Below are 15,300 nucleotides of genomic sequence, written 5' to 3'. Positions count from 1 at the left end.
AAGATGACTGTGCAGGCAGCCGAAGCGGTACTTCAGATCGAGAACCTCAGCATCATCCGAGGCAGTTCCACCGTCGTGCGCGACTTCTCGCTCAGCATGCGCCCCGGCGAGGTGGTCGGACTCCTCGGCGCGAACGGGGCTGGCAAGACCACGATCGTCGACGCGATCAGCGGCCTGGCCAAAAAGGGTTCCGGCTCGGTTTGGGTCAATTCGCAGGACATCACCAAGCTCTCCGCCCACAAGATCGCCGGGCTCGGGGTGCTGCAGGTCTCCCAGGACCGCGAACTGTTCGGCTCTCTCACCGTGGAGGAGAACCTGGTGCTCGGCCAGCAGGTGCTTTCCAAGAAGCGACCAGGCGAGGACGGCCGGCTGGAGAAGGTCTTCAGCTTGTTTTCCCGCCTTCGCGATCGCCGTGCGCAGCGCGCGAGCTCGTTGAGCGGCGGCGAACAGCAGATGCTGGCCATCGGTCGCGCTCTGATCGGTAATCCGGTGCTGCTGGTGCTCGACGAGCCGACCTCGGGGCTCGCCCCGGTGCTGGTCAAGGAGGTAGGGCATTTTCTGGCCGAGATGCGCGCGGCCGGCATGAGCATTCTGCTGGTGGAGCAGAACGTGCAGGTCGCCATCGACTTGTGCGACCGGTTCGTGGTCATTCGCGGCGGCGAGAAGGTCTTCGAGGGCAGCAGGGACGACCTCGGCCCCGACCCGATGAAGGCGCTGGGCGATCTGTACGTCTAGCCAGCCGGGGTCGGCCGGCACATGGAGGTTCACGATGGGAGGACGTCAGTGGTGACGGAGAACACCTTGGCCGCTGAATACGTGTTGGCCGGCGGTGATGTTATCGCCGGTGACGATCTTGCCCTGCTGAGCCCCGGCTATGTGCAGGTGCGAAATGGCCGGATCGCAGCTGTCGGCGGTGGTACGCCGCCCGCTGGCCCGCCAGTGGTCGACACAACCGGGATGCTGCTGATCCCCGGCCTGATCAACTGCCACACCCACATCGAGGATGCCGCCCTGAAGGAGCTCGCCTTCGGGGTGCCGAACGGCGTGAACCTGCTGTTCGAGCCGGACGGCCGCAGGCACGTGAGGATGGCGCAGTTGCCCCGAGAAGACTTCATCGCCGGCATGCGCCGGGCCGCCCAGCAGATGCTGGCGACCGGGACGGTGGCCGTCGCCGACTACAAGACCGGCGGCGTGGCCGGCGTCGCCGCCCTGCGCGAGGCCGTCGACGGCCTGCCGTTGCGCTGCCTGATCTTCGCCGGGCACTCGGTGTTCCCGGTCCAGTCCGATGAGGTGCTTGCCAAGAACCGTGAAGGTTTGAGCAGGGACCAATTGGCAGAGATCGCCGCCACCCTGGAGGTGGCGGACGGATTCGCACCGGTGCGAGTCAACGACACCACCGACGTGGCCCTCACCCAGATCGAACAGCTGGTCCGCGAGCACGGCAAGATGATCTCCACCCACTCGGCCGCCTCACCGGACTACCGCGAACAGTCGTTGGAGCGCACCGGGAAGACCGACATCACCCGCGCGGTCGAACTGCTGCACCCCGACTTCGTCGTGCATATGACGGTGGCCACCGACGCGGAGATCGAGGAGATGGCGGCCGCCGGCATCCCGATGGTCATGTGCGCGCGCACCATGGCGTCGCTCGGCCGCAAGATCCCGCCGTACGCCGCAGCCATCGCCGCCGGCGCGGTGGTCGGGCTCGGCACCGACAACGTCATGATGAGCAGCCCCGACCTGCTCGCCGAGGTGGACTTCCTCGGCCGGTCGGTGCGATCGGTCAACGCCGACCCGGCGGTGCTGGATGCCCGCACCCTGTTGGCGTCGCTGACCATCGACGGCGCGCGGACGCTCCAGATCGACGACCTGCTCGGCTCACTCAGCGTCGGCAAGTCTGCCAGCATCGTGGCGTTCGACATGTCGTCGGCCAACTTGGCGTTCTCGGTCAACCCGATCGCCAGTCTCATCGAGCGGGCCACGTCGGCCGACATCCGAGCGGTCATCGTGGACGGCCGGCTCGTGCAGGGGGCGCTGTGACGTGCCCGGCCAAATTCAAAGCGCACCATCGAAGGGAACGCCGTGAGCACCACGCAGCTGGGTAACGAGTACGTGCTGGCCGGGGGGGATGTCATCGCCGGGGAAGAACTGGACCTGATCCGGATGGGGCATGTCGTCGTGCGCGACGGTGTGATCGCCGCGGTCGGCACCGGCGCACCGCCGAGCGGCCTACCGGTCATCGACATGAGTGGTCGACTGCTGATCCCCGGCCTGATCAACTGTCACACCCACATCGGCGACGCCGCGTTCAAGGAAAAAGGATTCGGTTTTCCCACCGAGACGAACCTGCTCTGGCAGCCGGACGGACTTCGATGGAAATGGATGGCGGAGACACCTCGATCAGAGTTGGTCGCCGCGATGCGCCGGGCGGCGCAGCACATGCTGTCGATGGGGGTCGTCGCGTTCGCCGACTTCCGCGAGGGTGGCTACGAGGGGGTAATCGCCCTACGAGACGCCTGTCACGGGCTGCCGATCCGCGCCATCATTTACGCCAGGCACGCCGACGCCCCGTTGCACACCGAAGAAGCCTTCAACGAGAACCGCGAAGGCCTGTCCGAGGAGCACCTCGCCGAGATCACCCGCTGCCTCGACGTGGCCGACGGGTTCTCCGCAGTCTGGGCGAACGAGACCACCGATCTCGGACTTCAGCAGACCGCAAGCCTGGTACGCGACACCGGAAAGCGGCTGGCCACCCACGCCTGCGAGTCCGACACCTACCGTCAGCTCTCGCTAGCCCGCACCGGTCGGGGCGACGTGGATCGAGTCGTCGATCACCTGATGCCGGACTTCGTCGTGCACATGACCGATGCCAACGATGCGGAACTGGACACGGCGATCAACGCGGGCCTGCCGATGGTTTTCTGCGGCCGCGGTATGGCGGCCCTGGGTAACGGCTTTGTGCCGTACGCGTCGGCGCTGGCAAAGGGGGCCCTGATCGGGCTCGGCACCGACAACGTCATGATCAACAGCCCCGACATCCTCGCAGAGATGGACTTTCTCGGTCGGGTCAACCGGGCACTGACCCACGACACTGCCATCGACGCCCGCGCCCTGCTCGCTGCCGGAACCATCGACGCTGCCCGGGTGCTCGGACTGGATGACGAACTCGGCTCGATCAGCGAGGGCAAGTCAGCCACACTGGTCGCGTTCGACTTCACCTCGGGCAACCTCAGCGACTCCGCCGACCCCATCGCCAGCCTGGTTGAGCGGGCGAGCGTCGCTGACATCGATGCCGTCGTCGTCGACGGGGCACTCGTTCACGGCAGCATCAGAAAGTGACGGCGACGACATCAATCTCTACCAGCATTCCGCTCAGCACAGAGCCGACAGTCGTCCGCACCGGGTAGGGCGTCGGCATGAGCTGCGCATACGTCTCGTCGAAGGCACGCGCGTCTCTCACCACGTCGTGCAGGTGCACGGTCGTCTTGACGACGTTCGACAGATCCATGCCGCACTCGGCGAGCACGGCCCGGAGGTTGGCGAACACCTGCCGTGTCTGCGCCTGGACGTCGGAGCCGACGATGGCACCCGTTTCCGGATCCCTCGGACCGAATCCAGCGGTGTAAAGGGTGCCGCCCGCGAGCACGCCCTGGTTATACGCGCCAGCCGGGGAGGAGGCGGCGGTGGTGGAAATGATCCGTTTGGGCATGCCTGTTTCCTTCGAGCTGACGCGCATGGTATCGGACGGCGCGGACAGTGCCGGCGTCCCGATCGAGAGTCTAGCCAGAACCGGATGCCGGCACGCAGGCGTGCGCATAGGGGAACCCAGCAGGCGGGAACACGGTGAACGACGACCAGACACTGCGCCTACGCCGCCTGATCGCGCGGCCGGGCGAACCGCTCTTGCTTCCCGGGGCGCCCAACGCCATCACCGCCCGTATCATCGAGGACCTTGGCTTCGACGCGGTGTACCTCTCCGGTGCGGGTATCGCCAACAGCTACCTGGGGGCGCCGGACATCGGCCTGCTTTCCCTCCCCGAGATCGTTGGCCATGTTTCCGCAACCCGCGATGCCGTAGGACTGCCGATCGTGGTCGACGGCGATACCGGGTTCGGGAACGCGATCAACATGCAGCGAACGGTCCGGCTTTTTGAGCGCGCCGGAGCGAGCGGCATTCAGATCGAGGACCAGGTCGCTCCGAAACGCTGTGGCCATTTCTCCGGCAAAGCGGTGATCAGCGCCGAGGAAATGATCGGCAAGGTGAAGGCGGCGACGGATGCGCGGGTGGATGACAACTTCGTCATCATTGCCCGCACCGATTCCCGTGCGGTGCTCGGCTTCGACGAGGCCTGTGATCGCGCCGCCCGATACCTCGATGCCGGGGCGGATGTCGCCTTCATCGAGGCACCTCGGAGCGTCGACGAACTGCGGTCCATCCCGGCGAGGGTTCCCGGGCCGCACCTCGTCAACATGGTTGAGGGCGGGCTCACCCCGATCACTCCGCTGGCCGAACTCGGGGAGTTTGGTTTCAACATCGTGCTCTACGCCAACATGGCGATGCGTGCGGCCATGACCGGCATGCAGTCTGCGTTGTCCCATCTACTCAACGCCGGGGACAGCATTGCGATCAATGAGCGAATCGCCAGCTGGCAGGAGCGCCAGCGGCTGGTGCGCAAAAGCGTCTTCGACGAACTCGGCATCACGTACGGGAATGACATGGAGGAGAATTATGAGTGACACCAGCACACCAACAGTGCCTTACGATCTGCGCCTGACCGGAGCGCGGGCCATGCTGCCCGGGGTCGGGCTGAGCGAGGTTGACATCTGCGTGCGAGACGGCCGCGTCGCCGCGATCGTGAGCCGGGACGACACCGCTACGGCGGGGGAAACCGTCGACCTGACCGGCCGGGTCATCCTGCCCGGCGCGATCGACGCTCATGTCCACCTCGGTAAGAACATCGCCGCGCCGGAGGAACCCATCGACGCGTCTGCCGAGACGGCATCGGCCGTGGCGGGCGGGATGACGACGATCCTCGCGTACCTGATCGGACCCGGCCCGTATGAAACCCCGTTCGCCAATGCCGTCAAGGTGATGGAACAGTATTCCCACACCGACTTCGGGTTTCACTTCTGCATCGTCACCCAGGACCAGATCGAGGCGCTGCCGTCCTACGTCGCCGATCTCGGCGTTTCCAGCTTCAAGTTCTTCATGAACTTCCGCGGCGAAGAGGGGGCCTACCTTGGCGTGCCAGGAGCGGATGACTCCTTCATGTATGACCTCCTGAGCATCGCCGTGAAGTCCGGGGCGATGATCAACGCCCACGCCGAGAACGTCGAGTTGATTTGGCGGCTACGCAAGGACGTGCCGAAGACCCCCGATGCAGGCCTGGTCGGATGGAACGCCACCCGCCCGCCGTTCGTAGAAGCGGAAGCGTCACAGCGAGTCGCCTATTTAGCCCGGGTGCTAGGGGCCAGCTACTACGGCGTACACGTGTCTTCCGGCGAGGCCCTAGACGCCCTCAGCGGGCGGAAGGCGGAGTACGAGAACATCTTCTTGGAGACCTGCCCGCACTACCTGACCCTGGACACGTCCTCGCCGATGGGATCGCGCGCAAAGGTCAACCCGCCGGTTCGCCCAGAAGGCAATCAGGATGCGCTGTGGGAGGGGGTGCGGGACGGGAGGATCGACACCATCGGTTCCGACCATGTCCCGCGTCACTTCACGGCCAAGGACAAGGACATCTGGTCTGCCTCGGCAGGATTTCCCGGTTCTGGCACACTCTTGCCGACCATGATCAGCGAGGCTCACCTGCGCCGCGGCATCCCGTTAGAGCGCATCGTGGAGCTCACGTCGACCCGTCCGGCGCAACTGTTCGGGCTTTACCCGCGAAAGGGCCAGATTGCCGTTGGCTCCGACGCCGACTTCGCGGTCGTCGACATGAACGGGCACTACACGATTACCGCCGCTACCCAGCACAGTGCTGCCGAGTACTCCGTCTGGGAAGGCAAGGAGGTGGACTGCCGGATCACCGACACGATCATCCGGGGTCAGTTCGCCGTGCGTGACGGAGTTCTGCAGCCCGCCATCGGCGCGGCCTACCTACCGAGGGCGCACTCCGGCGAGGCCGCACTGAAGGCTGCCGGGCTCCGATGACCGACATCCGCAGATACGACAACACCAGGAGGAAGCAATGACCAACGCCGCAGAAATGCACCGCCCGTGGGCCGGAGTGATCACCGAAGACGATGAGCGTCGCTACGAGGCCGCCGGATTCGGGCGTCCCGGTGGGCTGGGCACCAGGCCGGGGCTGCTCATCATCGATGTGCAGTACCGCACCATCGGCAATTCCCCCAAACCGTTCTATGAGTCATTGGAGGACTACCGCACAAGTTGCGGCGATGTCGGATGGGCAGCGGTCGATAAGATCGCCGACATCCTGGCGCTGTTCCGTGAGAAGAATTGGCCGGTGCTCTACCCGCACGTGGCGCCGAAGGAAGTCTTCGACGCGGGTCGATTGGGAGCCAAAGTACCGACCATCATGCAAATCCCCGAGGCCGGGTACCGTTTCGTCGACGCCGTCGCACCTCGCGAGGGAGATGTCCTGCTGCCCAAACGGCACCCGAGCGCGTTCTTCGGGACGCCGTTGGCGAGCTACCTGGTGAACCTCGAGATCGACACCTTGATCGTGACGGGATGCACCACCAGCGGCTGTGTGCGGGGCAGCGTTGTGGACGCGTTCTCGTACAACTACCACGTGGCGGTCCCCAGCGACGCCGCCTTCGACCGGTCGGAGACGGCCCACAAGGCCAACCTGTTTGACATGGGACAGAAGTACGCCGACGTGCTTCCCACGGTCGAATTGCTTCACAAACTGGCAGCACTTCCCGCTCGCGACAGGTAGCAGGTACGGCCACGGCGGTCGGCTACCGCCCATCGTCGTGGCCACCATCGCTCGTGCCTTCTAAACTGGTCGAAACCGTTCACCAGAAGAGGCAACCATGACCGCGATAACCGAAAAAGACCTGCTTACCGACGTCCCGGATGGGCTTTTCATCGGGGGTGAGTGGCGTCCCGCGACGGGCGGGGCAACCATGACGGTGCAGGATCCGGCCACTGGCGAGACGATCAAGACGATCGCGGATGCGTCGGTTGACGACGCGAAAGCGGCGATGGATGCTGCCGCCGCGGCATCCGCAACCTGGGCGGCGACCGCCCCGCGACAGCGAGGTGAACTGCTGCGCCGTGCCTTCGAGGCAGTGATTGCCCGCGCCGACGACTTCGCCCTGCTGATGACGTTGGAGATGGGCAAGCCGTTGGCGGAGTCCCGCGGCGAGGTGACCTACGGCGCCGAATTCCTGCGCTGGTTCAGCGAGGAGGCGGTGCGGATCACCGGCCGGTACGGCATCAACCCGGAGGGCACCGGGCGGATGATCGTCAGCCAGCACCCGGTGGGACCGTGCTACCTGATCACCCCGTGGAACTTCCCGCTGGCCATGGCGACCCGCAAGATCGCCCCGGCGCTCGCCGCCGGCTGCACCGTGATTGTCAAGCCAGCCTCGCTCACCCCGCTCACCACCTTGCTGTTCGTCAAGGTGCTGGAGGAAGCGGGCCTGCCTGCCGGTGTGGTGAACGTGCTCACCACCTCGCACTCCGGTGCCGTCTCCGAACCCATCTTCGCCGACCGGCGGCTGCGCAAGCTCAGTTTCACCGGCTCCACCTCGGTGGGCGTGGCGCTGCTCAAGCAGGCCGCGAACGGAGTGCTGCGCACCTCGATGGAACTGGGCGGCAACGCGCCGTTCGTCGTGTTCGACGACGCCGACCTGGACCAAGCCGTGGATGGGGCGATGATGGCGAAGTTCCGCAACATCGGCCAGGCCTGCACCGCCGGTAACCGGTTCATCGTGCACGAGTCCATCGCGGACGAATTCGCGGCCCGGGTGACCGCGCGGGTGAAGGAGTTCAAGGTGGGCCGCGGCACCGAGCCCGGCGTGGGCATCGGCCCGCTCATCGACCAGGATGCGATCGAGAAGGTCGGCGCTCTGGTCACCGACGCGGTGGGCCGTGGCGCCTCGGTGCTCACCGGCGGTTCCGCCATTGATGGCAAGGGCACGTTCTTCCAGCCCACGGTGATCGACGACGTGCAGGCCGGCAGCGACATCCTGAGCGAGGAGATTTTCGGACCGGTGCTGTCCATCATTCGGTTCAAGGACGAGGCCGAGGCCGTGCGGCTGGCCAACGACACCGAATTCGGCCTGATTGGCTACGTCTTCACCAAGGACCTGGCCCGCGGGCAACGCCTCATCGAGTCGATCGACACCGGGATGATGGGGCTGAACATCGGCGTGGTCTCCAACGCCGCGGCGCCGTTCGGCGGCGTGAAGCAGTCGGGGCTCGGCCGTGAGGGCGGCTTCGAGGGCATCCACGAGTACTTGGCGACCAAGTACACGATGACTCCGAACCCGAACGCCTGACCGGACCCTTTCATCATTCAGGAGGGTACGTGGCAGAAGTGGCTCGCGCATGCCGGGATGCTGTCGCCCTGCCTCACCAGCCATTCGCATCACACCGCCTCCTGAATAATGAAAGGCCGTAGCGGATGGCTGTCGTCGAGATCCCGGATGCGACAACGCTCGCGGATGCTGCGCGCCTGCACCTGATCCACCCGCGGCTCGCGGATTACGCGCGCGCCACCGATGTGGCACTGCGCAAGGCCCGCGGCACCGAGCACGGCCTCTACATCGCCGAGTCCACGCTGGTGCTGGAGCGCGCGCTGGGTGCCGGCCATGAACCACGCTCGGTACTCGCGCTGCCCGGGTGGGTGGATGCGGCGCGCGCGATGGTCGGCGGCGACGTTCCCGTCTTCACCGGGCCGGGCGAGGTGCTGGCCGGCCTCACCGGCTACGTGCTGCACCGCGGCGTGATCGCCGCCATGAACCGGCCGGCGCTGCCGGACCCTACGGCGCTACTCGAGCATGCCCGCCGCATCGTCGTGCTCGAAAACGTCGCCGACCCCACCAACGTCGGTGCCATCTTCCGCTCAGTCGCCGCCATCGGGGCGGATGCCGTGCTGGTCACCCCGCGCTGTTCCGACCCGTTCTACCGGCGCGCGATCCGGGTCAGCATGGGCACCGTGCTGCAGGTGCCCTGGACCAGGGTCGGCGACTGGACGTCCACGCGCGCGCTGCTCGCGGCATCCGGGTTCCACATCGCCGCCCTTGCGCTGGCCACGGATGCCGTGTCGCTGCGGGACTTCGCTGCCACAGCGCCGGCAAAACTTGCGATCGTGCTCGGCGCCGAAGGCGACGGCCTCACCGCTGCGGCGATCGGCGCCGCAGACACCGTCATCCGCATCCCCATGGCGCACGGCATCGATTCGCTCAACGTGGCTGCTGCCAGCGCCGTCGCGCTGTGGGCGCTCATTTGATCCTGCGTGGTCGGGGTGTCTCGTCCAGCCACAGTCGCCGCAGACGTGTCGGGTCGACCGCGTCGTTTGCCGGTGCGGTCGCACGGTTGAGGCGTGGAGTCCTGCACCGTCGGAGACACCCCGCCCACAGCCTAGCGCCATCTAGGACGACCGTACTAGGTGCCTGAAGTGAAACATCCGTAACATCGGTTTGTGGTTACAACGCAGCCCCGATCCGCCCACGCGCGGGAGGCGATCCTCGCCGCGGCGGCCGTCGAGTTCGACGAACACGGCTACGCCGGTACCTCCATCGCCTCGATCGCCGCCCGCGCCGGCACGGTCAAGGGGCACGTGCAGTACCACTTCCGAACCAAATCCACGATCGCCACGGAGCTGATTCAGGCGTCGTTCGCCCGGGGTGCATTTCTGGCGCCGAGCGTCGAAATCGCGCCGCGCGGCATCGCGGCGATCATCGCCAACACCCGATTCGTCGCGGAGCAGTTCCAGTCGGATGTCCCTGCGCGGGCCACGGTGCGGCTGCTGGCCGAGAAGAGCCAGATCGACGGCGCCCTGCCCACCCCCTACGTCGGGTGGATGGGGCACGTCGAGGTCATGCTGGACGAGGCCAAGCAGGACGGCGACATCCGGGCCGGCATCGACTCCGCGGAGTGCGCCTGGCTCATGGTGTCGGCTTTCTTCGGTGCGCTGTCGGTGTCGCAAACCCTGGGTGCGCTGGAGAGCTTCCCCCACCGCGTCGAGCGCATAGTGCGGATGCTACTGGCATCGTTGACATAGCGCCGCAACGACCCGTGCTGAGACTGTCTCGACACGGCAGAGGACGCGTAGGCTGACCGACAGGAGGCAATAACAATGCCAGAAGCAGTGATTGTCGATGTGGTGAGAACGCCGTCCGGCCGCGGAAAGCCCGGAGGGGCCCTCTCCGGGGTGCACCCTGCCGATCTGCTGGCGGGAGTGCTCGAAGCGCTCGTCACCCGCAACGACCTGGATCCGGCCATGGTCGACGACGTGATCGGCGGCTGTGTGTCGCAGGCCGGCGAACAGACCTTCAACATCACCAGGAGTGCACTGCTGGGCGCCGGTTTCCCGGACTCCGTCCCCGGAACCACCATCGACAGGCAGTGCGGCTCGAGCCAGCAGGCCGCCACCTTCGCGGCGCAGGGCATCATGACCGGCCAATACGACATCGCCATCGCCTGCGGCGTCGAATCGATGAGCCGGGTGCCACTCGGATCGTCCTCCGGCAGCAGGAACCCCTACGGCGAACGGATGGCCGCCCGGTACCCGGACGGTCTGGTCAGCCAGGGTGTGTCAGCCGAACTCATCGCCCAGAAGTGGGGCCTGGACCGGCACACCTTGGACGCCTTCTCTTACCGGTCGCACCGACTCGCCGCTGACGCCACCGAGCGCGGCGACTTCATGCACGAGATCGTCCCCGTCGGCGAGGTGCTCCGCGATGAAACCATCCGGGACACGACGACCGTCGACGGCCTCGCCGGCCTGAACCCGGCGTTCCGCACCGACGAACTCGCCGCGCGGTTCCCGCAACTGGACTGGCGGATCACGGCCGGCAACTCATCGCCGCTGACCGACGGCGCCTCGGGCGCCCTGATCATGAGCGCCGAACGCGCCGCCGCCCTGAAACTCACCCCCCGCGCCCGGTTCCTCAGTTTCGCCGTCACCGGCAGCGACCCGATTTTCATGCTCACCGGAGTCATCCCCGCCACCCGTAAGGTGCTCGAGCGGGCGTCGCTGACCATCGACGACATGGACGCGTACGAGGTGAACGAGGCGTTCGCCTCCGTGCCGCTGGCCTGGCAGCACGACCTGGACGCCGATCCTGACCGGCTCAACCCGTGGGGCGGCGCGATCGCGCTCGGTCATGCGCTCGGCTCCTCCGGCACGCGGCTGCTGGCCACCCTGGTCAACTACCTCGAGTCCAGCGGCGGGCGATACGGCCTGCAAACCATGTGCGAGGGCGGCGGCATGGCCAACGCCACCGTGATCGAGAGGATGTGACCATGCAGATCAGCGGATGCTCTGCGCTGGTCACCGGGGGCGCCTCCGGCCTGGGCCTGGCCACCGCCCTTGAGTTGCGCGCCGCGGGCGCCCACGTGATCATCGTCGACCTGCCCGCCTCCGGCGGTGACAACGTCGATGGTGTCACGTTCGTGCCAGCGGACGTCACGGACGAAGCGCAGGTGCAAGCCGCGGTGGATGCCGCCAGGGCGCCGCTGCGGATCGTGGTGAACTGCGCGGGAATCGGCACACCGGGCAAGACGCTCGGCCGGGACGGGCCGCTTGCCCTGGACAGCTTCGAACGGGTGGTGCGGGTGAATCTGCTGGGCACCTTCAACGTCATCCGTCTGGCTGCCAAGGCCATCGCAGGCACCGACCCCGTGGACGGCGAGCGTGGTGTCATCGTCAGCACAGCATCGGTCGCCGCCTTCGACGGTCAGATCGGGCAGGCGGCATACTCGGCATCCAAGGGCGGAGTGGTCGGCATGACGCTGCCGATCGCGCGGGAACTCGCGGCGCACCTCATCCGCGTCATGACGATCGCTCCCGGTACCTTCGACACGCCGATGCTGGCGGGGCTTCCCGAGGCGGCACGTGAGTCCCTCGGCGCTCAGGTGCCGCACCCGTCGCGTCTGGGAAAACCCTCCGAATACGCTGCACTGGTGCGGCACATTGTGGAGAACCCTATGCTCAACGGCGAAACGATCCGCCTCGACGGCGCGATCCGGATGGCGCCCCGCTAAGCGAAAGCACAAAGGAGACCGACCATGTCGTACTGCACCAACTGCGGTAGCAAACTTCAACCGGGAGCAAAGTTCTGCAGCAACTGCGGCACAGCGGTCGGCACGGAGGGTCAGCCAGCCGGCCAGGCACCGGTGGGCACCCGTGCTGTCCCGGTCGTGGATTACGTGCGCGATGGTCTGGCCGCGTTCGCGCTGATCATCTCGCTGTTCATGGTGTGGCACGCCGGCGGCGCCGGAACCGGCCGCTTCGCCGGCGACCTCGCGGCCACGCATCCCGACGTCGTGGTGATCACCCTGCTCAGTCTTGCCTCGCTGAGCATCCCGTACCTTTGGCGCGCCGGTGTCTTCGGGCCGACGTGGGGTTACGCGAGGACTCAGGATGTCCGTCTCCTCGCCAACACTCCGTACTTTCTGCTCGTGGTCGTCTACCTGGTGATCGAGATCGTGGTGCGTCTGGGACTCGGGCCGGCGATGGCGTTCGGACTGGCCGGAGCGGTCCTCGCCGCACAGCCGCGCCGATCCGAACTGGCCGACGGCGACGTCGTGCGGGACCGGCGCTGGGTCGTCGCCGTGCTCGCCATCGCCGGGCTGGTCGTCGTGCTGACACTGATCCAGATCATCGAAGCGGCGACCCATTTCGACGCCGGCTCCATGGTCATGATCGCCCTGCTGGCACTGGGCAACGCCGCACTGCTGGCCGTGGTCGCCGTCGGAGTCGTGCGCGGGTCGAACCCCTGGCGGCTGGTTGGCATCGGGATCGGCATCGTCGGTGCGGTGTTCGGACTGCTCAGCCTGAGCCCTCAGTTCGTGTTGACGAAGATGACCACGACGGCCGTGTTCCCCTCCTTCTCGCTGGCGTTCTGGATGGCGTTCGGGGCTGCGGTGGCCGCGCCCTCCGTCGCGCGCCTGATGACCCGCCACGGCGGTGAGTCGGTGTCCTGGCTGCCGGCGCTGCGCCCGGTGCTCGATCTGGCAATCGGCGTGAACGCGCTGATGGCGATCGTCTCAATCGTGGCGATCATCCGGCTGACCAGCCCAGGAGACTACGTCCTCGACGCGGTCAGCCCGGTGCCGTTCGTGCTGGCGCTGATTTTCGGCCTCCTCGGCGCGGCCGGCGGCATCGTCGTGCGGCTCACCGGCCCGAAAGATCCGCGTCAGGGTCACCGGCTGGCCACCGCGTATGCCGGACTGCTTTTCGTGCTGGGTCTGGCGCTCGTGGTCATCTGGTCGGTGCTCGGCTTGGGCAGCATCGCACCGCTGACGTTGCTTCTCGCGTTCGCGTTCCCGGCGGCGCTGTTGGTGATTCTGTGGGGCACCCCCGCGGCACGGGAGTATTTCCACGCGCTGCCGGACGATGGGCTCGGCCGGTACAGCTTCACCGGCATCGCCCGCACGCCGAGGCAGCGCCGGGAACCGGTGCGGAAACTGCGCGAAGACGACTTGACCGCCCAGCCCGCGGACGCTCGCCGGCCGGAACCTGCCACGGACGACGTCGACTTCATCGAGTCCGAACTGGCGACGGAGGCGATGCCGGATGCAGCAACGGACACGACGGCAGCCACCGCGGTGCTTCCCGACCTCACCGAGCACCTTGCCGGTCCGGAACGCCCAGGAAAGGACCGCGCGGCATCCAGCGACCAGAAGGCGCTCGAGGCGATTCGTGCCGAGGCGGCGAACCGCAGAACCTCGGCGGTGCGGCTGCGCGAAATCGCCTCTACGGTGCCGGAGGCGCGCGCGGCCATCGCATCGAACCCCAAGGCCTATCCCGACCTGCTCACCTGGTTGGGCAACCTGGGCGACCCAGACGTCGACGAGGCGCTTGCCCGGCGGAAACGGTAACCCCTCGCATCGGCAGCGTCATCAAACTACGGCCGGCTCGAACTACGTCCGGCTCAGACTACGGCGTCCTCGGTGTGCCGCCTCCGGCGCCTGAGCTTCCATTCGTCGGCGACGAGAACGGCGCCCAGCACCGCGTTCCCGATCCAGTACGTCGTTAGCGAAGTCAGCGAATCGTGCGCCAGAAAGATCCCAGACAGCGTAACGATGCCCGCGAAGTGACTGAGCAGCCACGGCCCGCCAATGGCTCTGGTGAAGAAGGCGTTCCCGAGCAGGTAGACGACGGGACCGCCGCAAATCAACGCAGCCGCCCAGGTGTCGCCATCCAGCGGATGCTGCAGCACGATGTTGTCCGCCACCGCCACCACGATGATGCCGAACACCATTGGGACTGGAACATAGGTATAGGCCACCTGCGCGATCAAGCCGCTTTCATCCGCCTGGCTGATGTAGTCCCGCCCGCCGCGCTGGTTGTGGCTGAAGTACAACAGCCAGAGCAGCACAGTGCTGGCAAATGCGGCAGAGAAAGCGATGACTTTCACCCAGTCGAGGCCCAGTGCACTGAACGTCGTACCCGCGACGATGATTGACTCTCCCAGTGCGATGATGATGAACAAGCTGACGCGTTCTGCCATGTGTTCCCCGGTGACGTCCCAGGTTTTCGGATCGGAAGCACCCAGTCCCGGCACCCGGAACCGTGCCCGCGGGCCCGTGTAGTCGATCATCAACGCCGCGACCCAGATCCAGGGCCGAATCTCCTCGGCAGCGAACGCGCCGCCGATCCAGAACGCCCCGGATGCCGACAGCCAGATGCTGATGCGCAGGAAATTCGTCGCGTGGCCGGGTCGGTGCCGCGCGAACGCGAGCATCGTGAACAGGCTCCGGCCGACCTGCAGCGCCACGAGACACACCGCGAACAGCACCGCCTTGTGTCCGAAGGCCTCCGGCATGGCACTGGCCATCAGCAGCCCTAGCAGCATGAGCCCGATCAGCATGCCGCGCACCGACGGCAGCTCGGGGTTGAGCCAATTCGTCACCCACACGGTGTCCACCCACACCCACCACACGATCAGCCCGAGGATCACGGTGTGCGCCAGTGCGGCGAACGAGTGGTGTTCGATCAGAACATGGGACACCTGGGTGACTGCGAAGACGAACACGAGGTCGAAGAAGAGCTCGGTGAAGGTGACCCGGTCGGACACCTCACCAGTGGCCGGCCGCAGTAGCTTGGCGGAGAAGCCAGGAAGGCGCATCGGCGGTGGTCCTTTCCCGGCACAGCG

General features: G+C 66.6%; 14 protein-coding genes. 12 read left to right on the top strand and 2 right to left on the bottom strand.

All coding sequences use genetic code 11. The features are described 5' to 3' along the window. Positions 1 to 3: 3 nt before the first annotated feature. Genes ABFX56_RS06185 through ABFX56_RS06175 form a run of 3 tightly spaced genes read left to right on the top strand, consistent with a single transcriptional unit; the run spans position 4 to position 3,339 of the window. Positions 4 to 735, top strand: coding sequence for an ABC transporter ATP-binding protein (locus ABFX56_RS06185; protein WP_346232388.1), 732 nt, complete (start codon positions 4 to 6; stop codon positions 733 to 735). A gap of 51 nt (positions 736 to 786) precedes the next feature. Continuing rightward, on the top strand, positions 787 to 2,040 hold the full coding sequence (locus tag ABFX56_RS06180) for an amidohydrolase family protein (protein WP_346232387.1): 1,254 nt from the start codon (positions 787 to 789) through the stop codon (positions 2,038 to 2,040). Positions 2,041 to 2,082: 42 nt separating this feature from the next. Continuing rightward, positions 2,083 to 3,339, top strand: a complete 1,257-nt coding sequence (locus ABFX56_RS06175) for an amidohydrolase family protein (RefSeq protein ID WP_346232386.1) — start codon at positions 2,083 to 2,085, stop codon at positions 3,337 to 3,339. On the opposite strand, the gene ABFX56_RS06170 is transcribed toward ABFX56_RS06175, so the two are convergent. Beyond that, the gene (locus ABFX56_RS06170; protein WP_346232385.1) at positions 3,329 to 3,709 is read right to left on the bottom strand and encodes a RidA family protein; all 381 of its coding nucleotides are present in this window, start codon (positions 3,707 to 3,709) and stop codon (positions 3,329 to 3,331) included. The genes ABFX56_RS06175 and ABFX56_RS06170 overlap by 11 nt on opposite strands. Positions 3,710 to 3,843: 134 nt before the next feature. Between ABFX56_RS06170 and ABFX56_RS06165 the strand changes: the two genes are divergently transcribed. The 9 genes from ABFX56_RS06165 to ABFX56_RS06125 all read left to right on the top strand — a co-directional run bounded on the left by ABFX56_RS06165 (position 3,844) and on the right by ABFX56_RS06125 (position 14,023). Next, the gene (locus ABFX56_RS06165) at positions 3,844 to 4,737 is read left to right on the top strand and encodes an isocitrate lyase/PEP mutase family protein (RefSeq protein WP_346232384.1); all 894 of its coding nucleotides are present in this window, start codon (positions 3,844 to 3,846) and stop codon (positions 4,735 to 4,737) included. After that, positions 4,730 to 6,154 (top strand): dihydroorotase, encoded by a 1,425-nt coding sequence (locus ABFX56_RS06160; protein WP_346232383.1) that lies wholly within the window; start codon positions 4,730 to 4,732, stop codon positions 6,152 to 6,154. Before ABFX56_RS06165 ends, ABFX56_RS06160 begins: the two co-directional genes overlap by 8 nt. A gap of 37 nt (positions 6,155 to 6,191) precedes the next feature. Continuing rightward, positions 6,192 to 6,902: an isochorismatase family protein gene (locus ABFX56_RS06155; protein ID WP_346232382.1), complete on the top strand. Its 711-nt coding sequence runs from the start codon at positions 6,192 to 6,194 to the stop codon at positions 6,900 to 6,902. A 97-nt stretch (positions 6,903 to 6,999) separates the two neighbouring features. Further along, complete coding sequence (locus ABFX56_RS06150; protein ID WP_346232381.1) at positions 7,000 to 8,472, top strand: NAD-dependent succinate-semialdehyde dehydrogenase; 1,473 nt, start codon at positions 7,000 to 7,002, stop codon at positions 8,470 to 8,472. A 125-nt stretch (positions 8,473 to 8,597) separates the two neighbouring features. After that, entirely contained in the window at positions 8,598 to 9,425 is an 828-nt protein-coding gene (locus tag ABFX56_RS06145) for a TrmH family RNA methyltransferase (RefSeq protein ID WP_346232380.1), read from the top strand. A 192-nt stretch (positions 9,426 to 9,617) separates the two neighbouring features. Next, on the top strand, positions 9,618 to 10,199 hold the full coding sequence (locus ABFX56_RS06140; RefSeq protein WP_346232379.1) for a TetR family transcriptional regulator: 582 nt from the start codon (positions 9,618 to 9,620) through the stop codon (positions 10,197 to 10,199). Positions 10,200 to 10,274: 75 nt separating this feature from the next. Continuing rightward, complete coding sequence (locus ABFX56_RS06135) at positions 10,275 to 11,441, top strand: thiolase family protein (RefSeq protein WP_346232378.1); 1,167 nt, start codon at positions 10,275 to 10,277, stop codon at positions 11,439 to 11,441. A gap of 2 nt (positions 11,442 to 11,443) precedes the next feature. Beyond that, positions 11,444 to 12,184 (top strand): SDR family NAD(P)-dependent oxidoreductase, encoded by a 741-nt coding sequence (locus ABFX56_RS06130; RefSeq protein WP_346233158.1) that lies wholly within the window; start codon positions 11,444 to 11,446, stop codon positions 12,182 to 12,184. Positions 12,185 to 12,208: 24 nt separating this feature from the next. Further along, a complete protein-coding gene (locus tag ABFX56_RS06125; RefSeq protein ID WP_346232377.1) occupies positions 12,209 to 14,023 on the top strand; it encodes a DUF7937 domain-containing protein in 1,815 nt (604 codons plus the stop codon). A 53-nt stretch (positions 14,024 to 14,076) separates the two neighbouring features. Here ABFX56_RS06125 and ABFX56_RS06120 read toward each other — a convergent pair whose 3' ends face one another. Beyond that, on the bottom strand, positions 14,077 to 15,273 hold the full coding sequence (locus ABFX56_RS06120) for a low temperature requirement protein A (RefSeq protein WP_346232376.1): 1,197 nt from the start codon (positions 15,271 to 15,273) through the stop codon (positions 14,077 to 14,079). Between the last annotated feature and the right edge of the window lie 27 nt (positions 15,274 to 15,300).

Origin of the sequence: Parafrigoribacterium mesophilum (assembly GCF_039652555.1) — a bacterium.
Classification (GTDB): Bacteria; Actinomycetota; Actinomycetes; order Actinomycetales; family Microbacteriaceae; genus Parafrigoribacterium; species Parafrigoribacterium mesophilum.
The sequence above is the reverse complement of the archived record's forward strand: the minus strand, read 5'-3'. Positions and strand labels throughout refer to the sequence as shown.

What these genes read in the sequence shown, in the direction of transcription:
- ABFX56_RS06185 (WP_346232388.1), top strand. Translation starts at nt 4, where the DNA reads ATGACTGTGCAGGCAGCCGAAGCGGTACTTCAGATCGAGAACCTCAGC.
- ABFX56_RS06170 (WP_346232385.1), bottom strand. Translation starts at nt 3,709, where the DNA reads ATGCCCAAACGGATCATTTCCACCACCGCCGCCTCCTCCCCGGCTGGC.
- ABFX56_RS06160 (WP_346232383.1), top strand. Translation starts at nt 4,730, where the DNA reads ATGAGTGACACCAGCACACCAACAGTGCCTTACGATCTGCGCCTGACC.
- ABFX56_RS06155 (WP_346232382.1), top strand. Translation starts at nt 6,192, where the DNA reads ATGACCAACGCCGCAGAAATGCACCGCCCGTGGGCCGGAGTGATCACC.
- ABFX56_RS06150 (WP_346232381.1), top strand. Translation starts at nt 7,000, where the DNA reads ATGACCGCGATAACCGAAAAAGACCTGCTTACCGACGTCCCGGATGGG.
- ABFX56_RS06145 (WP_346232380.1), top strand. Translation starts at nt 8,598, where the DNA reads ATGGCTGTCGTCGAGATCCCGGATGCGACAACGCTCGCGGATGCTGCG.
- ABFX56_RS06135 (WP_346232378.1), top strand. Translation starts at nt 10,275, where the DNA reads ATGCCAGAAGCAGTGATTGTCGATGTGGTGAGAACGCCGTCCGGCCGC.
- ABFX56_RS06130 (WP_346233158.1), top strand. Translation starts at nt 11,444, where the DNA reads ATGCAGATCAGCGGATGCTCTGCGCTGGTCACCGGGGGCGCCTCCGGC.
- ABFX56_RS06125 (WP_346232377.1), top strand. Translation starts at nt 12,209, where the DNA reads ATGTCGTACTGCACCAACTGCGGTAGCAAACTTCAACCGGGAGCAAAG.
- ABFX56_RS06120 (WP_346232376.1), bottom strand. Translation starts at nt 15,273, where the DNA reads ATGCGCCTTCCTGGCTTCTCCGCCAAGCTACTGCGGCCGGCCACTGGT.